We start from the raw sequence: 17,791 nt of genomic DNA, 5'->3' as shown, positions 1-17,791 counted from the left end.
CTCAGGCTCTTTTTGGTATTTCGCAAACTGACTAAAATGAAGTGCTTTTGTACCTCGTGGAATCATGTGTTTCGAAAACATGTGTCTGAAACGACAATGGGTGCCATGCCGTCAGGTAAAAGTGACTGTAGTTTATCAAGAAAATATTGATGGGTTTTGGGCGAGTTATATGGCGAGTGCTCGAAGGCTCGCTCGTAAAGCGTCGCTGCACGCGCATTGGCAACTCCTGTTGTTGAAATGTATTTGGGCGAGACTTCTTGGATCAAAAGATACGGTGTGAGTCTTTCTCTTTGTTTAGAAAAGGGATTCTGGGGAGATTCGCTAGTTGCGGGCGTTATATGTGTGTTAGAGCTAGAGTATGAATCAGACTATCAAATGGATGGAGCCTTGGTGGAGTTTAGCTGAAAGTGAGCTGATTAAGGCAGGCATTCAAAAGGAGCTAGGGTGTGAGATTGGACATCTGCACCCATTGTGGGGGCTGAAGCCGGCTGTGATTGCAAAATCTGACGCAAGTGACGATGTGGTTGTTAAGCTCTGTGACGGTCGGTTTGCCTGTGTACATTTAACTTGGAATGGAAGGATTGATCAACAGCCCAGTAAGTTCCCTGTCAGTATAATTTTTGAAAGCGTAGAAAGCTTGCAAACTTACATAAGTGAGATTGCCGATAGGTACACATAACCAGGCGGTTTGATGAGCGTTTAAAACGTTGGCTGGGTTTCGCCTTGCTTCACAAATTTTAGCGAACGTTTCAGCCCGTTAACCGCGGTATTATGCGAGAGAATGAATTATATTATTGACACGTTGGCTCAGCGTTAAGGCTGACTACATGAAATTGCACGGATGGCGAAATGGTAAGGTTTTATCTCGTTCTTACTTTGTTAGGAGTATTGTTGCCTTATGGCGCTTTGGTTCCATGGCTAGTTACTAATGGCTTAAATATCAGTCTTTTGTTCAGTGAAGCGGTGGCAAATCCCATTAGTATAATGGCTTGGCTTGACGTGTTGATTGGTGCGATTGCTCTGATAGGCTTTATCTTAGTGGATGGACAAAAACATAAAGTAAAGTATCGATATTTTGCGGTGTTGGGAACTTTGTCGGTTGGTGTATCGTTTGGGCTGCCAATATATCTCTATTTCAAAGAAAAGCAGTCCCTTCAGTCACTGCCAGAACAATAAATTTTTGAGTGCCTCTGGACTTGATGCGCTTCATTGGACATGTCTCAATGATCTTGTAGGTTTTCTCTCGAATAGCATGTGCCACGGCAAGCTTTTCCTTCTATACGTATCGAGTGCATATTTGCTATGGTTGTGAGTCACTTAGCACGTGATACGGACTTGTAAATAAGATTTGTACTTTGTTCATCAATGGCGTGTAAATTGAACTGGTGTTTAGCAAGGTCAAGAGCATAATAACAGATGGAATGAGATAGGGTTACCTCCATCATCTACTCTCAATGATCACTTAAGTGTGGCTGAACTTTATGAGGGGGAAGCTGACAGAACCCATGTCATTCGTTATGGTTTCAGAGGAATAGCAAATGAAAGAAGTAGAAGGTGATTTAATTCAGATGGCACTTGAAGGCCACTTTGATGTAATCGTTCATGGATGTAATTGCCAATGTCAGATGGGTAAAGGCATAGCTTTGTCGATAAAGAAGCTGTTCCCAGAAGCTTATGAAGCGGACTTAGCAACAGAGAAAGGCTCTCGAGAAAAGCTTGGCTCTTATTCGAGTGCTAACGTATCTCAACTAGATGCCAGTTTTACCATAGTCAACGCGTACACTCAGTTTCATTGGAGAGGTAAGGGCGTTAAGGCAGACTATGAAGCCATTCAAAGTGTATTCGTCCAAATTAAGAACGACTTTCCCGGGAAGAGAATTGGGTATCCTTTAATTGGAGCAGGCTTAGCCGGTGGTGATTGGGACGTCATCTCTAGCATCATAAACAAAGAACTCAAAGGCGAGAATCATACACTTGTTAAGTTCCTGTCATAACAAACGGATTGTTAAACTTACTACTTTTTGAGTTGTTCGCACCAAATCGCCAGTCTCGCCAGCCACTGTGCACGGCATTTATGCTCAGAGGGAGGCTAATCAATTCCTAGGGAATTTCTGTTTCTGGTGGAGCACACGCATAATACGGATGATATCGCCTTCAACCCAGTAAGATACGATCATCGCAATCTCAGGAATGATAAGTAATCGTCCGCGATTGCTATCTCGTTGCACTCCCATTAGAGGTTGCTCAAGCAAGTTTTCTACTTTTGCTTCAATGAGATTGTCAGTTTTCTCTGCCGCATCAGGGTTGAAGTCATAGAGAAACTCGAAGATCTTTTCACGATCATTGAGTGACTCTTCTTCCCACAAAATCATTCCTTCCCTCGATTACGGATTCTGGCTTTGCGCTCTTCCATTCGAGATTTCGCAGTTTGGTGTTCAATGAAAACGGATTTTCCTGAGTCAAGCTTCTCAAATGCTAGGTTTACTTGTTCAGTTAGCCATGCATCGTGAGATAGTGCCTTTTTTTGTTGTTCTGCGAGTTGCTCTGTCAGTTCACGGCAAGCATCACTTAGCGTGCGACCTTGGCTCTCAGCCATCTGTTGAGCTAGGCGCTTTGTTTCTTCATCAACACGAAATTGAATTCTAGTGTCCATGTCGTGCTCCCTTGGTGTTGTGTGTACAAATGTTAGCACTGGCTTTTAAGATGGGCAACTCATAAGCAAATCAAGCAGACTCTGGATTTGCTCCGTTTTATCGCTCTCTCGCGAGTAGCACCCATGACTGCCGTGTAGCTAAGGAAGTGAGTCACTTAGCACGTGATAAGGACTTATGAAGGGGAATTGCTCCTCATTCATGGATGGCGTGAAAACTTAGGTAAAGTTTATCAGGGTCAGTGCCTCAAAAGAACAGGGGCTCATGATTTGAGTTGCAGTGCCAGTGGAGATCACATTATGCGACAAGCAAAACAAGCGCTTGTAGCTGGACGCGGTAAACTACCCCAGTAATACGGGGTGTTAAATTGCCATGGAGCGATATGAAAAACGTACTAATTACAGGAGCAAATCGTGGATTAGGACTAGCTCTAGCTCATGAGTTTGATAAGCATGGCTACGGTTTATACTTGGTTGTGCGCACTAACGCCGCTAAGTCTGAATTGGCAACGACTTTCCCGAACGCTGAATTCTTAATCAGCGATGTGACATGTGATAGCTATGCGTCAAAGTTAAGTGAGTGGTTGGAACTCGTGCCTCTTGACTTGGTTGTAAATAACGCGGGTTCGGGTACAAATGCGCCAACGTTAGAACTTACTCTTCCTGAACATCTGCGAAAAGAATTTGAGACTAACTGTGTTGCTGTTTTGTCTACTGTGAAAGGTAGTTTGAACTCACTGCTGCTTTCAGAAGAGGCATTAATCATAAACATTAGTTCTCGGAGAGGATCACTTAAGATGCAGTCTGAATTGGCTGCGAAAGGATCAGGGTGTTCATATTCATATCGCATAAGTAAAGCAGCACAAAATATGCTGACTCTGTGCCTTGCTGACGATCTCGAAGACAAAGGCATAAAAGTGGTCGCAATACATCCAGGTAGACTATTGACCACTATGGGTTCAAATGATGCTCACATGTCACCAAAAGAATCAGCTGGTCGAATTTTCCATTTGGTAGAAAGCAAGCAATTAAAAAATCGTGACTACGTAAGTGTAGAAACGGGTTTGCTTCCTTGGTAAAGCAATTTAACAAACAACTAAGCCGTCAATGGTGAGTTTAAAGTGATGTTTTCATCCGACTTAACGCTATCTATAAGTCGCTCTGATGCCTCATCTATGTCGTAATTCGTTGATAGTGCGCCAGAAGTTAAGTGTCTACCAAGAGTAAGATTAGTTAAACTGTATCGAAATGCTGAGTATCGCTCATAACAAGCGCGTCAACACACCCGATAAGCTCAGCGGTTTTGTTTTAAAGTGTTGTGTACTTTGCTGATTCGGCAAGAAGCATTTCATTGCAAGGGCTAGTGGAATAAGGACGATTCATGAATATTTTAGGACTACTGCTAGGCGCTTTAGCTCAAGTTTGGTACATCATTCCTCTGCTACTTATTTTATCGATACTCAAGAGTCGGTGGTTTAAAGGTAAGTTTGGCGAGTTCTTGGTAAACAGACTGTTGTCACAGCTCTCTGAGTCTGATTATACGTTGGTTAAAGATGTCACGTTACCCACGAAAGATGGTACAACACAAATCGACCATATTGTTGTCTCTAAGTTTGGTATTTTTGTTGTTGAAACTAAAAATATGAAAGGGTGGATCTTTGGCTCAAAAAGTCAAAAACAATGGACTCAAAAAATATACCGGCATACTTCTAAATTTCAGAATCCGCTTCATCAAAATTATAAACATGTCAAAACTCTAGAGTCTTTGTTGGACATAGATTCATCTAAGTTACACTCGGTCATCGTTTTTATCGGTGACAGTAAGTTTAAAACTGATATGCCTAACAATGTTACTTACGCCCGAGGTTGCGTGGATTACATAAAGCAATTCACGCAGCCAGTATTCTCAGAAGATGAATACGGTGAAATTATTGCCGCTATCTGTGAAGTTAAGCTAAGAAAAGGCGTGGTTACAGATTTAAAGCATAGGCAACATGTTAAAAATCTGGTCGCTTTAAAAGGAAACGTAAAGCATTGCTCACGTTGTGGCTCTGAAATGGTTGTGCGTGAAACAAAGCGTGGTGAAAATAAGGGTAAGCAGTTTTGGGGTTGTTCCTCTTTTCCTAGGTGTAGGTCGGTGGAAGAATTCAACTAACAAACGACTAAAGCGTCCATAGCTAATGCATAGCCATACTTTCGTCCCACATGATGTTGTCTCGAATCATTGGACCAGAGTAGGCGATGTGCATTCATCTCATTGTTCAGAAAAGGATAAATGAGGGGCTCGAGAGCAAAGCGTTATGTGCTAGGAGGATAAATGGAATATTTTCAGTACTATGGAATCGACTGGATTGCTATGGTACTTACGTTTCTTGCTATTTGGCAAATTGGAAATAAGAACAAAATTGGGTTCATTTTAATGATGTGCGGCAATACGAGTTGGATAGCTGTTGGTTATCTTACTGGCAGTGTCGCAATGATAGTTGCAAATATCATCTTTTTTTCAATGAATCTTAGAGCGATCATCAAATGGTCGACGCCAGAGAAAGAGCCTAAAGTAAGCGCATCTGAACAGTCATCGGCAAGCTAAAATTTCTCGTATAATCAACGACTCTGTGGTTGATAGTGCATTGTAGTTTTGTATTCGTTCCAAATGACGCGATCTCAAAACATTGGTAATGTGAATGCTGAACTGATGTTCAGCAAGGTCAACGCCATAATGACTGAGGGAATATGGCATTGTTACCCCTAGAATAGACTCTCAGCGCTTAATCGTTTTTGGCAGATCTTCATGAGAGGGGGAGCCAATGTCATTTGTTGTGAGGATTATAGAGTATGCAAAAATCTCAAGTAGTCGAAGAGAACGTCGTTAAAGCAGTCAAGGACTTTGCATACTCGATAACTTCGGGCAGTAAAGTCGTTGCTGATATGTCTTCGTTGATAGATGTGACCTCCCAACTACCACTTACAAGTTTTGATTATTGGGAGCGATTTATTCGGACTGAATTCTCCCTTGCACTCAGAGAACGTGAGCCTCCCAAATGGAAGTTTTGGTCAAAGCCTAAAGAGCGGTTAACTTGGTTGGATTTGATTAGTTGGGATGGCTACAAGAGAGAAAAAGCTTTGCGAACATTGAGAGGAGCAGCCCCCAATACGTTCTTCTTTTCTCTTGCGGTGCGTCGACTTAATGATTGGGTGCCACAAGTACGTGACGCTGCGAGAGAGTCATTACCGGAATTGGCAAAAGTGACAGCACCGGATTTCGTAATCGATTCCTTGCTAATTGCGCTTTCAAATTGGAACTCTTGGGGCAGGATTGAAGATGCGGACAAGAAAATTCTCTTACTAATCATTTCGCAGAAAGAGATTGCGAACTCCATGAGATCGAGGTTGATATCATCAAGTTCAGGGCCTATGCCATTCTTGTTTTCTCAGCTTGGGCGCACAAATATTCTTGATGACTATTTACCAGAAATTGCAAATCTAGCCGTACAGCCCGCAGTTCGAGCTAAAGCGTACCGAAGCTTGCTTGAAAGGCGTATAGCGTGGGTAGAAGGCTATAAATGGATATGGACTGATATCCGTTACTGTGAGGGAAGAAAGACGCCTATAGTCGCCGAACGTAAGTTAGAGACCAAAGTGCCAGTACTGAGATTACTAGAATGCGCTGCTGAAGATAGGTCATCCGTTGTGAGGAAAGTGTCAGCAGAGGTTTTGATTCGAGATCTAGAAGGGGCTGGAGTTTATGCTAAGGAATTAGCAGAAAAATTTTCATTAGATCAATCCTCTGCAGTGTCGGAAAGGGGACGTTTTGCATTGAGTAAGCTGCGGGAATTGGAGCGTGATAACTCCTCATAACCTACGACGCTGTCGTCGATAGTGCATTTTCGTTTTGTATCCGTTCCACATGACGCGATCTCAAAATATTGATGGCTGTCAGCCTTTTAGAGTTCAGCCAGTAGGGCTTACTAAGACTAATGTGCATATCGCTCTCACCTAATAGTGTGCGCCGCTGCAAGTCCTATGCATATCGGTGGCACATTTGCTTCAGTTGAGAGTCGTTTAACACGTGAGAAGAACTTGTGAAGGAAAGTCGATACTCTTGTCACTTCATGCTTTTAGCTCATAATTTGAATTCGATTATTTTCACGATACTTGGTAAGGAAACTATGAGTATTACATTAAAAATGACAGGTCTGTTTGGTTTTGTTTTTTTGCAGTTTATTTTCTTTGACTTTCATTTCCTATGATAAGTTTGAAGAATCTGCTAAAGACTTTATTAAATTTCAAATAGAGAAGGAAGTGCAGCAGAAACAGCATTCGATGAGCGAATCTACAGTCGCTGAAGCTGCTTTAAACATTGCACAAAAGCTAGGTATCGAAAAAGAGTAAATCCAACATAAATTGGACAACGAACTCCCCGACAAAATTTCTGCTATTGTCGCAGCAATGTGTGACTATGATTGCGAGAAGAAAAAGGCTTTGTCGCAATCGATAGCGTCTAGTTACGTTGAGAAAATCAAGAGTATTCAGATAGCAGAAGGCACCTTGACTGATATAGTCAAGAGCCAATACATCGAAATAGTGGCCAACTTAAAAACAGATCTTCGAATATTTCTTGGTTCTAACCTTTTAGTATTTCTTGCTCTCATAATTGTGTCCTTCGCTAAGCCAAAGGCGAATACACATTTGTTTGTTCCTGGATTACTGCTGGTAGCATCAACAGTAATATCTTCTTCTATTTATATCTTTGGTCAAGACTGGTTTTTCACGATACTATACAACGACTATATAGGATTAGGTTATTTGGCCTATATTTCAGTGATATTTGTATTTCTACTGGATATAATTATTAACAGAGCTAGGTTAACCAGTAAAATAATAAACGGTATTGCTAGTGCAATTGGTTCGACATTTTCAGTAGCGGCATGCAACTAGTTAGGGCTTAATGGTGTCGGACTTGAACCATTTTACCGGACACGTATGAAGGCTCTAGAAGGTCATGGCGCTTCAGCTTGCATAACTTCTTCTTCCAATCGTGGGCGTCGCTGCAAGCTTTTAAGCGTATTCCCGGCCGAGATCTTTGCTATCCTCACAACACCAGGCGGAGTGTGACAGAGTCACCTCCAGCACTGGCTTTCAGCAATCACTTAAGTGCGGTAGATCTTCCTGGCACGAAACTCAAATTATTGTTAATGCGTAAAGGTATCTAGTTGAACATTGGAGATAGGTATAAAACTGCGAATTTCTTATTTGATATTATGAGAGAGGGAGTATTTCGCTCTCTATTTGCATTGGAGTGTGTTGGTGCCATTGACTTAGGTGAGTTACGGCTGGGATACAAAACGGAGCAAGATAAATACACTAAACGATTAAAAAATGACACACTATCAGTCTAGTGCCTTTTGATATGGCCAGTATTGGCAAAACCATAGTTTGGATAATAACAGATGCTTTTAATCGCACTTTGAATACCCTTCGCGTATACAGAGTTATAGATATTTCAAAATGAATAATAAATACCGAGGTGTTGGTAGCGAATATTATGATATTGTTACTACAGTAATAAAGTCATGTATTACTCTGTGGGAAACTGGAGTTGAACGATATAGCGCTACTGGTGAAATTACGGCTTTAGGCTTTGATCGGACGTTGAAAAAGCTAACAAGCAAGTAAGCGCAGGGCGGGATCGCACTTTGATAGCTAATGTGATCTAATTGCGCCAAACCCTCTGAAATATAGCAATTGTGAACCTTATTGAACACTTATCTGTTGTAGAAGATACTCGGTCGAACATCAACCAGAAGCACGATATCATCGACGTGATGTTCCTTGTGATTAGTGCCATTGCATCAGGATGCGAAGGCTGGCAAGACATTGAATTTTATGGAGAAGAAAAGCTCGACTGGCTAAGAAAATACAGACCATTCGAACATGGTATCCCTCGCAGACACACGATAGCTCGTATCTTGCGTTCCGTTGTTGCCGAATCTTTGCTTGAGGCTTTAGCTCTTTGGATAAACGAACAACGAACTGGTCAGGACAGCAGCCCCATTATCGCCTTTGACGGAAAAGTACTTCGAGGCTCCTATCGTAACGATAGAAAAACAGCATTGCAGTTGGTCACGGCGTACGACACCGAGCGTGGTCTCGTTCTGAGTCAAAAGCCGACTGAGACTAAAAATGGTGAGATAAGCATTGTCCGCCAAATGCTTGATGTTATTAATGTAAAGGGTAGCGTTGTCACGGTTGATGCACTGCATTGTCAGCGTGAAACATTAGAGAAAATCAAAGAAAAGCAAGCCCATGTTGTTGTCCAGGTTAAGAATAATCAGCCTAAGCTTAGAGCGGCTGTTGTGGCGCAGTTCCAAGCAGTTTTGATGCAGGCAAGGAGAAAATAGTCACTGAAATCAAAGAGAAAAACATGGACGCAGCGAGGAGCGATACGTGTTTCAGCTAAAGGCCAAATTGCCTGCCGACCTGTCGGAGAAGTGGCCGACGGTAAGAAGCATTATAGCAGTGGAACGCCATCGTGTGATCAACGGTAAAGGCACTGTAGATACCTCATACTACATAAGTTCTTTATCGCCGAATCACAAACTACTGGGCCACTATATTCGCCAGCATTGGCGGATAGAGAACAGTCAACACTATGTTTTAGATGTTGTTTTTAAAGAAGATAGCTCTCGTATCACTTTAGATGGTGCGGTTGAAAACATTGCGTTATTCAGACGTTTTGTGATGAATATGCTCAAGCAATGCGACTGTGGTGCACCGAGTCAAAAAGTGAAGCTGAAAAAAGCGGGTTGGAACGACGATTATAGGGCAAGAGTTTTCTTTGGGTTATAAATCCATCAAAGTATGCTCCTGCCCTGCAAGTAAGCGTGTCGTGCAGTGTTGACTCTCAGCGCTCACTTCAATAAATCCGAAGTTCATTAGGGGAAGTGTATGTTACTCGATTTTGAATCTCGAGGTGAGTTGTGACTGAAATGGAAAACGCTACTCACTTCTGGAGATAGTATGCACAATCATGAGCCTGATGGTTATAACTGCCCTTTCTGTAAAATGGTTTCAGGAAGCCTTAGTAATGATCCCGACGTCATCTATGAGTCTGAACTGGGTTTTGTATGCTTAGGTTTGCGTCACCATGAGAACTCCGGGCCAACGGTATTGGTCGTTCCCAAGGCTTACTATGAAAACATTTACGACTTGCCTAACGAGGTATTAGCGCATTTAGCTGTGCTCTCAAAGAATGTTGCAATAGCGGTACGCCAAATGCCCGGAGTAGAAGGCGTCACTGTTTGGCAAAACAATGAACCGTGTGGTACACAAGATGTTTGGCATTATCATGTTCATGTCAAAGGGCGAATAGCTGGAGACAATGTGTATAAGGCTTCGCCAATTTTAACCCCAGAGTGCACCAAAGTAGAGTGGACGACTATCCTCACACAGCTTTTAGAAAATGTAGAATAGGTATTAAACGAATAGAAATAGGTTGACTAGCCCTGTGCAATGAATGGTAGCTGGTTTAGGACTAACGGTTCATAGCTATAAAAAAGGAAGCATCAATGTACAATCTAAAATTATCTTGCGTAGCGACGGTAGCCGTTATTTTTTCAAGTCTCACTTTTGCTGCCGATTGTGATGCTGTCAGTACACTTGTTATAGAGAGACTGGCAAATACCGCTGATGTGCCAGTTGATGTTGTCGATGTTGATGCAGCGCTTTCTCAGCAAAGCTTTTCTGTCGACCTGCTTTCTATACTGGATGTAGTCATTAATATTGAAGAGACCCTAGATATTAAGCTTAGTGATGAAGACGTTGTGGATCCCGTCGTCGAGCTTGATGAAGAGGGGTATGGTCCAGAGCTGAGAAAAGACATTACAGTGAAAGAGTTCCAAAATATTGTTTATCATACTTGTGTTCAAGGCGTTTCCACATAGAACACTTAACTAGAACTCTGGCATGGTGATTGGCGAAATGGACATTAACATGTGGGTTAATGACTTTATTTTTCTTGGGGATAATAACCTAGATTTGGTGTAGATCACGTTGATTTTAGGCGGATGTCATGACAGTTTTAAGTATGTACAAGAGTTTTAGAACTCAGTTTCCAAAGATTACTAAGAAAGCTGATGTTGAGCACATTCGTCTTTGGGGTGAAGTTAACCCAGAGTGTGCCTACTCTTGGTTTGGTAGTTTGGCAAATGTTTTGAATTACGAAATGGTGGTATCTTCAGCCGAGAACGACTATAAATCTCTCTTTGAGTTTTTTCGTAGTAGCTATTTAAATGGTGAAAGTGAAGTGCGAGACTGCATTGATGTATCTTTTGTGGAAAACTTATTTTTCAACGTTCCTGTAGAGAAAGTAGCACCATTTTGGGATACTTTCCCTGACGTATTGAAACAACTCTATGTACGGTTTCATGGCAGAAAACCTACCTATTAATAACTAGCAAAAGCACTAGCAATTTAGCGATGTGGCAGAGTATTTTACTTGGTCGTTTGGTCGTTTGGTCGTTTGGTTGTTTTGATATTGCTGTTTAAAGAGGTCGTAGAGAATGCGGGATGAACCATGGTTTTGGATGACGTGTCACTTGAGTTACAGTGGCTTGTTATCCTAGTGATAATTTATCCACTTGTACTTAGCCTAATTTACATATTTTTTTATTCAAGCAAGCGAAAAGTGATCAATATTTGCTTTCATCTCATTTGGCTACCGGCCACTAGCTTTCTGATTTACGATACTATGATGATAGAGAAAGAGTATGGCACTGGGTTGGAGGCCATCACTGTTCCGGGTAATACCGTAGCAGATAAAGAGTACCGGATCGAAGATGATCCCGAGTTTCATGCTTGGCTGACGGGTGAGAATTAAGCGATGTTGAGAGTAAGTTTACCTTGCTTTTCAACGCGGACGATTAAACGGGCAAAAACTATACTCAAGCTACCTCAAAGTACTGGATTAAGAAGCCGTCTACTCTATTAGTCATTTTGTCTAACTAGAAGGTGGCTATTCAAATGTAACCTCAGATATAACTGTGGGAGTTATCATCAAGCTTCGAAATCTCCTAGCCGAGAAGTTCGGTAATGAAGCCAAAGCGATACGAACTACTTACCACGTTCTTGATTTGTCTTTGATGAGACTGACCACGTATTGATGTCTGGTTATTAGGCGGTATATTATATAAGCAATGTGTTGAGTAACATTGGTGCGAATATGAATCTATCCGAAACAATATTCTCTTATAATAGTGCCGCATCAGGTAAAGTATCCATACGAACTATAGAAGAGCAAGGTGTTTTGTTCTTTTCTCTTCATGATGTAGTTCAAACAATTTCTGCTGAAAATCAAGTCCTTGAACCAACCTCTCGTCCTTCTGGTTCAATGTTAAGTTTGATGAGAGGGCATGCCACTCATTTGCTTCAAGATGAAATCAGGGTAAGAGATAACGTCCCTGATAATATTTTGGATCCTCTTTTCGAAAGCTATGTCACTCAAGCAGGCTTGCTTCGAGTTGTCCTTCAAGGTAACTCACCTGCTTGTATTAAATTCCAGAAATGGGTATTGGAAGATGTCATTCCGTCAGTATTGGAACGAGGGGCATATACGTACCCATCCACGAATCAAACTGGAACTTCCTTATCTCTTGAGGGAGAGTTTGATGTAGAGACGATGCTTGTACTCCAACTCCAAGAGACCCGTGAACGTAAGGCAGCAGATGCTGCTTTAAAGAAGCAAATGAATACCATAGCTCAAGATATTGGGGAGCTACGAAAACAAATTGAGCAAGTAGAGTATTTATTGGTGGCAGACCATTGGTATGGTGAGAATCTTTCTAAACCAGACCAGTATCTGCTCTTTGCACATTGTTTGAATCTTTCGTCTGATGGTTCTGGTTCATATAAATCTCAGAAAAGAAGTAGCGGTCGTGACATCTGCTCTAAGGCTTTCACTATCGAGACGATTGATAAGGCAGTACTTTTGTTTGAAAGCAGTAAGAGAAATAACGAAGTACAGCAGTAGAGCCATAAAGTCAATCACATACATGACTTCCCCATCAAACGCTGAGAAATAACGAAGTACAGCAGTAGAGCCATAAAGAGCCTCGAATATTCGAGGCTTTTGTGTATTTGAAGGAAAGGAATCGTGCCGTCAACTCACCATAATAGGGCCCCCAAAGGAGGTGACAGGGGGGACTTCGCCGTTGAACTTCTCGATCTCGACCAAGCAAGTATTGGCGCTGGTGGCTTGCGACAGTTCCGATGCACCGATATCGAGTGTCATAGTGTTTGGATCACCATAAGTATCGATAGCGCCGACTTTCTCATTCAAGGGGCCATACCATGCGCCTTCTTGGAGCCGCACTACACCCGGTGGATAGTCATCCGACACCACTGCACCTACTAGAGCTTGGCCGCGATCGTTGTAGATGCGGACTAAATCCCCATCAGCAATACCGCGTGCTTTCGCATCTTCTGGGCTCATGTATAGCGGTTCACGTCCTTGTACGGCATAGGTTGCTCTAAACTCTTCCGACTCGCACATTTGTGAGTGTAAGCGCTTATCTGGATGGCAAGATTGTAACCAAAGCGGGTAGACATCTGATTTTGGACCACCGTGAGAGCGTTCTGCTTTTTCAAACCACATCGGATGGCCACGACACTCTTGATAGCCCATGCGATCGATAGTGCGGCTAAAAATCTCAATAAAGCCTGACGGAGTGCCGAGTGGTGCTATTTCAGGATCTTCACGGAAATCAGCATGGCGAATATAATCAGAACCCTGCCCAAATTCGACCAAGCCAGCTGCCCAGAACTCATCGAATTCGGGCATAGCAAACTTGCCTTTATTGGCTTCACGGCATTCGTTGTAAAGCATCTTGACCCAGTCCATCTCGTCCATGCCGCGGGTATACGCTTTATGTTGTCCCCATCGACGAGTGAGCTCAGTGAAAATTTCGAAGTCTGTCTTTGAGTGATAAAGTGGGTCGACCAGTTTATGCATGGCCAGAATCCCACTGGCTGAATATGCACCGTAGAGATCGATATCGTTGCGCTCAAATTGTGTACATGCAGGCAATACGATGTCTGAGAATCGGCATGTCGCTGTCCAGCAATAGTCGATGCTTACCACCGTATGCAGTTTTTTGAACGCTTCTTTCATCCGGTTACGGTCTTGGTGATGGTGCCAAGGGTTATTGCCACTGAATACCATCATTTTGATATCAGGGTAGGTGACGGTTGCTCCGTTATAGTTGATTTTTTTGCCCGGTTCGAGCAGCGCATCGACCCAACGCGCGACGGGAATTGTGCTGCTGTAGCCGTTGTAGTCTTTATTATCATGTTTAGGCTTCATGCCGGGGTCGAGGTTTCTTGGAAATCCGCCAGGACCTGCTGCGCCCGTGGGAGGGATCCCAATACCGCTGTAGTGGTGTGCATAAGAGACACCGCCGCCGGGTTTACCGATTTGGCCAAGCATAGCGGCGACAACGGCACCCATCCAGTAGGGCTGCTCGCCATGCTGCTGACGTTGTATTGACCAGCCAAAGATAATTTGCGTGCGGTTATTGGCCATTAAGCGTGCATAGTCGCGAATAGTGTCAGCATCTATGCCACAAATAGCGGCCGCCCATTCGGGTGTCTTTTCTGTCTCATCTGCGGCGGTACCCAATAAATAGGGCAGGAAGTCATCAAAACCTAATGCGTAAGTGTTGATAAAGTCCTTGTCGTAAAGGTCTTCTTTGTAAAGTGTATGCGCAACGCCAAGCATGAAGGGCACATCGGTTTGCGGATTAATGTACTGATGCTCGCAGTCTAAGAAGTTCTGTGTTTTGGTCTTTACAGGGTCTATGGAGATAACGCGGATCTTTTTGTCGGCGAGGTTCTGCTTGAGTTGTTCGTAGTAGGCATAGGATTCATGGGTTTCACACTGCCAGCCGACTTGGGTGTTCTTGACTGGGTCATTCGCCCAGAGGATAAGTACATCGGTATGCGCAAAGATTTTAGGCCAAGAAGTTTGTTGGGCATAGACTTCGGTTGAGCCAAGGATGTAGGGGAGAATGGTTTGCCCTGCGCCTGTTGAGTAGTCGCCAACCTTGGTTAAAAAGTGGCCATGCATACCGACTGCACGTTGCATATGGCTTGTGCAACTGTGGAATTGTCCGGTTTGTCGCCAGCCTGTTTGCCCAGCATGTAACGCCCAAGGTCCGAAGTTAGTTTGTACATATTCGAGTTCTCGATAGAAAAGATCGAGTGCTTCATCCCAAGTGACCCGAACGAAACGGTTGTCGCCACGTGTGTCGCTGCTGTAGCGATGTTTCTTGAGCCAATTGAGGCGAACCATTGGGTAACGCACCCTTGAAGGGTTGTAGATCACCCCTTTGATACCGTTGATCATATCAGTGGGGTGTTTATCGAATGCTAATGGTTCAATCTCTTGCACTTTACCTGCGTAAACGCGTGCTCTAAATGCACCGAAGTGAGAACCGGATGTTTTCCATGTGCCTAGCGTGGCGTCTTCCTCTGCGTTGGCAAGTGGCGCAACTAAGCTAGGGCCGATAGCAGCTGCAACGCCTGTGGTCGCTAAGCCTCTGAGAAACTCACGTCGACTTACTGTCATCATTTCCTACCTTACTCAGTGATGATCTGAGAAATCTGAAGAATGTTTTTGTAGATATTTCAGTACTAATGCTTCACTGTCCGCGTCAAGATTGACGAACGACAACATGCCATTAAACATGCCAGGCCATGCATTGGTACTAAAGTGAGCGGGTGCGGGCTGCGTGTGACAGATACTGCAGTTGGTCACATAAGATTCATCGGCTTTTGCCCACAGTGCATCAGGCGATGAGAGGAAAGAGTCTTTCTCTGCCCAAAGTGTTGCTGTGACGCGTTCCCAACCAAGGCCTGTGAGGTCATCTTCTTTTTGCTCGAAGACTTGGATAATGTCGTCGTTGGCCGCTGCTTCTTTGGTGAGTGCGGCTGAGGGTATGTTTAACCCAAAATCTTCGTTTATCACACGACCAAAACCTTTGGTTTTTCGCCACCCTTCTATATTGAACTGAATCGCATTGCCTTGTTCAGCAATGACGGTAATTTTGGTTGCGGGATTGAGTAGGCCACCTTCTGTGGTTAGATTGGCGTCTTCATAAATGTTGAGGTGACGGACACTGTAGTAACTTTCACCCACGCTGTAGCGGGTGCTATGTGATTGCTGCACTAGTTCGCCTATCATACCGCCAGAGCTTTCCATCCCTTCCGGCAGCTTGTGAGCAATGCCTTTATGGCAATCGATACAGCTTTGGTCTCTTTCCGCGGCTTGCTCCATTTGAATGCGCGCGGTATCCGACATTTGGTCCCAATTCATACTGGCGTAACTGTGGCAATTTTTACACTCTAACGAACCGTTAGCCGAAAGGCGTTCCCATTCATGTTGGGCGAGTACTAAGCGGCGGTCTTCAAATTTTTCCACTGTGCTGATGCTGCCCGCAAACCAAGCGAAGACTTCTTTGCTGGCTTGTACTTTACGGGCGATTTTATCTGTCCAATTGTGCGGAACATGGCAATCGGGACAGGTGGCTCTGACACCAGAATGATTTGACCAGTGAACGGTTTGCTGCAATTCAGTGTATACAAGATCATTCTCAGGTTTGTTATGGCATGAGATGCAAAATTCTTCGGTATTGGTTGCTTCTAGCGCAGTATTAAAGCCGCCCCAGAAAATAATGCCGGCAACGAATCCGCCTAAGCAAAGCACGCCTAGGCTAATGCTTGTCGCAGGGCGTCGAAATGTCCGCCACATCGCGGAGAGAAGCTTTTTCATAGTGGCCTCGCTGATAAAAAAGCGTGGTTATAGAAAGTCAGTAAGCGTTTGAGATGGTTTGTTAGCCGTGGCCGGGCGGACCCCAGAAAAAGATCTGCATCATCCAGATGAAGAAGCCGTATCCGCCAACGATGATGACCGAAAGGATAGGGAAGAGAAAAATGACAATGAATAGAAAGGTTTTCCACTCATCACTGCGTTGCGACGTTGTTGTTGTATTGTTGTCCATGACATTGCCCACCTGAGTGCCATGAATGGAGTATAGACCCTGTACTTGGTCATGGCGGGCTGAAAAGTAAAAAGGCCGACTTTCAATAGAAAGTCAGCCTTCTCAGAATTTGTTGGCATTTAGCCTTATAAAGTCGTCATCCACCGAGCTTTGACAGGAGCTCTTGACGTCGGTCTTCGGTAACGACAGACCAATGTTTCCCTGTGATTGCGCCCTCCAATGCCCAAAGTAATTCGACGTTTAGCGATTCGCCTTGCGTGTCTTGCAGTTGTCTGAATGCCTGTAAAGCGCCTTTTTCTACGAGCTCTTCAACAGTGGTAATACCCGCTTTTTTCAGCATTCGTTCGTTTGCCAATCTCAGATTGGGTAAATCTTTGATTCGGTCAGGCAACTTCGCCTTTTTTGCCTCTTGATCCTTTTTATCCTCTTGCGCTGCGGTGAGTGCGAGGGATGCTTGAGAGATGATCTGATCTTCGTCATCCCACCAGGTGTCAGGTATTGCATAATACTTAGTGACAACCGGGAACCCACGCTTTTTGTAAACGTAAGGCTGGAATTGACTCTCCTTGAACTGACGCTCGTTACTGGCGTTAGCACGTAGGTGAAGTTTATCGTTTACAACAAGTGCGAACATGGTTTCGCCTAAGAAAAGGCCAAAACCGCCAAACATTGAACGCGACTTAATTGTCCCAAAACGACTGAGTAACTTTATTGAAGTTTTTAGTACTGGTTTGTCCATGCTACATCTCGGTGATTATGTGAATAGGTCACCACTAATCAGAGCTAGGAACCAAGAATAGACCAGCTGCAGTTCCTGAATGTCAACGCTCTGTCAACTTCCGTGTGTACAACTAGTTTTTCCATCGGCAACCCCGCTACCATTTACCAGATTCGTTAAAAATCTTGTATTTAGGCCGGAAGCTTTGCGTCCCAATCTTTCGAATGGTTTGCCCTGTTCGTGACAATATTTAGCTTATATCAATATAGGTTTTGATCTTCGTCCCAATAAAAACGTGATATTGGTACCATAATTTTGACGGGAAATTTGATAAGTGCAGAACAGAATATTGGCGTATTTGCATAAAAG

19 protein-coding genes, 1 pseudogene and 1 riboswitch are annotated in these 17,791 nt (G+C 43.6%); of the genes and pseudogenes, 14 read left to right on the top strand and 6 right to left on the bottom strand.

Features of this window, described 5'->3' with window-relative positions; translation table 11 throughout:
• Positions 1-358: 358 nt before the first annotated feature.
• From TSUB_RS08450 to TSUB_RS08440, 3 genes are all read left to right on the top strand, one after another.
• Positions 359-679, top strand: coding sequence for a hypothetical protein (locus TSUB_RS08450; protein ID WP_087025363.1), 321 nt, complete (start codon positions 359-361; stop codon positions 677-679).
• Between the two features lie 170 nt (positions 680-849).
• Complete coding sequence (locus tag TSUB_RS08445) at positions 850-1,176, top strand: DUF2834 domain-containing protein (protein WP_087025360.1); 327 nt, start codon at positions 850-852, stop codon at positions 1,174-1,176.
• 362 nt (positions 1,177-1,538) lie between these two features.
• The gene (locus tag TSUB_RS08440) at positions 1,539-1,994 is read left to right on the top strand and encodes a macro domain-containing protein (RefSeq protein WP_087025356.1); all 456 of its coding nucleotides are present in this window, start codon (positions 1,539-1,541) and stop codon (positions 1,992-1,994) included.
• 99 nt (positions 1,995-2,093) lie between these two features.
• Here TSUB_RS08440 and TSUB_RS08435 read toward each other — a convergent pair whose 3' ends face one another.
• The gene (locus TSUB_RS08435) at positions 2,094-2,372 is read right to left on the bottom strand and encodes a type II toxin-antitoxin system RelE/ParE family toxin (RefSeq protein WP_087025353.1); all 279 of its coding nucleotides are present in this window, start codon (positions 2,370-2,372) and stop codon (positions 2,094-2,096) included.
• Positions 2,369-2,653, bottom strand: coding sequence for a type II toxin-antitoxin system TacA family antitoxin (locus TSUB_RS08430; RefSeq protein WP_087025350.1), 285 nt, complete (start codon positions 2,651-2,653; stop codon positions 2,369-2,371). The genes TSUB_RS08435 and TSUB_RS08430 overlap by 4 nt, the downstream gene beginning before the upstream one ends.
• Before the next feature lie 380 nt (positions 2,654-3,033).
• Here TSUB_RS08430 and TSUB_RS08425 point away from each other — a divergent pair, with 380 nt between their 5' ends.
• The 11 genes and pseudogenes from TSUB_RS08425 to TSUB_RS08380 all read left to right on the top strand — a co-directional run bounded on the left by TSUB_RS08425 (position 3,034) and on the right by TSUB_RS08380 (position 12,677).
• Positions 3,034-3,729: an SDR family NAD(P)-dependent oxidoreductase gene (locus TSUB_RS08425; RefSeq protein ID WP_087025346.1), complete on the top strand. Its 696-nt coding sequence runs from the start codon at positions 3,034-3,036 to the stop codon at positions 3,727-3,729.
• Positions 3,730-4,031: 302 nt separating this feature from the next.
• On the top strand, positions 4,032-4,805 hold the full coding sequence (locus tag TSUB_RS08420; protein WP_087025343.1) for an NERD domain-containing protein: 774 nt from the start codon (positions 4,032-4,034) through the stop codon (positions 4,803-4,805).
• Between the two features lie 162 nt (positions 4,806-4,967).
• Positions 4,968-5,240 (top strand): nicotinamide mononucleotide transporter, encoded by a 273-nt coding sequence (locus tag TSUB_RS08415; RefSeq protein WP_087025340.1) that lies wholly within the window; start codon positions 4,968-4,970, stop codon positions 5,238-5,240.
• A gap of 245 nt (positions 5,241-5,485) precedes the next feature.
• On the top strand, positions 5,486-6,508 hold the full coding sequence (locus TSUB_RS08410) for a hypothetical protein (protein WP_087025337.1): 1,023 nt from the start codon (positions 5,486-5,488) through the stop codon (positions 6,506-6,508).
• Positions 6,509-7,054: 546 nt separating this feature from the next.
• A complete protein-coding gene (locus tag TSUB_RS08405) occupies positions 7,055-7,588 on the top strand; it encodes a hypothetical protein (RefSeq protein WP_221274507.1) in 534 nt (177 codons plus the stop codon).
• An 809-nt stretch (positions 7,589-8,397) separates the two neighbouring features.
• Positions 8,398-9,499 (top strand): annotated as a pseudogene (locus tag TSUB_RS08400) (ISAs1 family transposase).
• Between the two features lie 171 nt (positions 9,500-9,670).
• Positions 9,671-10,123: an HIT family protein gene (locus tag TSUB_RS08395; protein WP_087022667.1), complete on the top strand. Its 453-nt coding sequence runs from the start codon at positions 9,671-9,673 to the stop codon at positions 10,121-10,123.
• 95 nt (positions 10,124-10,218) lie between these two features.
• Positions 10,219-10,593, top strand: a complete 375-nt coding sequence (locus TSUB_RS08390; RefSeq protein WP_087022672.1) for a hypothetical protein — start codon at positions 10,219-10,221, stop codon at positions 10,591-10,593.
• A 128-nt stretch (positions 10,594-10,721) separates the two neighbouring features.
• The gene (locus TSUB_RS08385; protein ID WP_087022675.1) at positions 10,722-11,099 is read left to right on the top strand and encodes a DUF7674 family protein; all 378 of its coding nucleotides are present in this window, start codon (positions 10,722-10,724) and stop codon (positions 11,097-11,099) included.
• Positions 11,100-11,399: 300 nt separating this feature from the next.
• Positions 11,400-11,528 (top strand): hypothetical protein, encoded by a 129-nt coding sequence (locus TSUB_RS25190; RefSeq protein ID WP_281422907.1) that lies wholly within the window; start codon positions 11,400-11,402, stop codon positions 11,526-11,528.
• A 342-nt stretch (positions 11,529-11,870) separates the two neighbouring features.
• On the top strand, positions 11,871-12,677 hold the full coding sequence (locus TSUB_RS08380; protein WP_087022681.1) for a BRO-N domain-containing protein: 807 nt from the start codon (positions 11,871-11,873) through the stop codon (positions 12,675-12,677).
• Positions 12,678-12,806: 129 nt separating this feature from the next.
• On the opposite strand, the gene torA is transcribed toward TSUB_RS08380, so the two are convergent.
• The 4 genes from torA to TSUB_RS08360 form a co-directional block, all read right to left on the bottom strand.
• On the bottom strand, positions 12,807-15,272 hold the full coding sequence (torA, locus tag TSUB_RS08375; RefSeq protein WP_087022683.1) for a trimethylamine-N-oxide reductase TorA: 2,466 nt from the start codon (positions 15,270-15,272) through the stop codon (positions 12,807-12,809).
• Between the two features lie 15 nt (positions 15,273-15,287).
• A complete protein-coding gene (gene torC / locus TSUB_RS08370; protein WP_087022686.1) occupies positions 15,288-16,475 on the bottom strand; it encodes a pentaheme c-type cytochrome TorC in 1,188 nt (395 codons plus the stop codon).
• 61 nt (positions 16,476-16,536) lie between these two features.
• A complete protein-coding gene (gene torE / locus TSUB_RS08365) occupies positions 16,537-16,704 on the bottom strand; it encodes a trimethylamine N-oxide reductase system protein TorE (RefSeq protein ID WP_087022688.1) in 168 nt (55 codons plus the stop codon).
• 136 nt (positions 16,705-16,840) lie between these two features.
• The gene (locus tag TSUB_RS08360) at positions 16,841-17,443 is read right to left on the bottom strand and encodes a TfoX/Sxy family DNA transformation protein (protein WP_087022691.1); all 603 of its coding nucleotides are present in this window, start codon (positions 17,441-17,443) and stop codon (positions 16,841-16,843) included.
• A gap of 123 nt (positions 17,444-17,566) precedes the next feature.
• Positions 17,567-17,666: riboswitch (cyclic di-GMP riboswitch) on the bottom strand.
• Positions 17,667-17,791: the final 125 nt, after the last annotated feature.

It is taken from the genome of Thaumasiovibrio subtropicus (assembly GCF_019703835.1).
Lineage (GTDB): Bacteria > Pseudomonadota > Gammaproteobacteria > Enterobacterales > Vibrionaceae > Thaumasiovibrio > Thaumasiovibrio subtropicus.
This window is presented reverse-complemented; position numbering and strand designations above follow the sequence as displayed.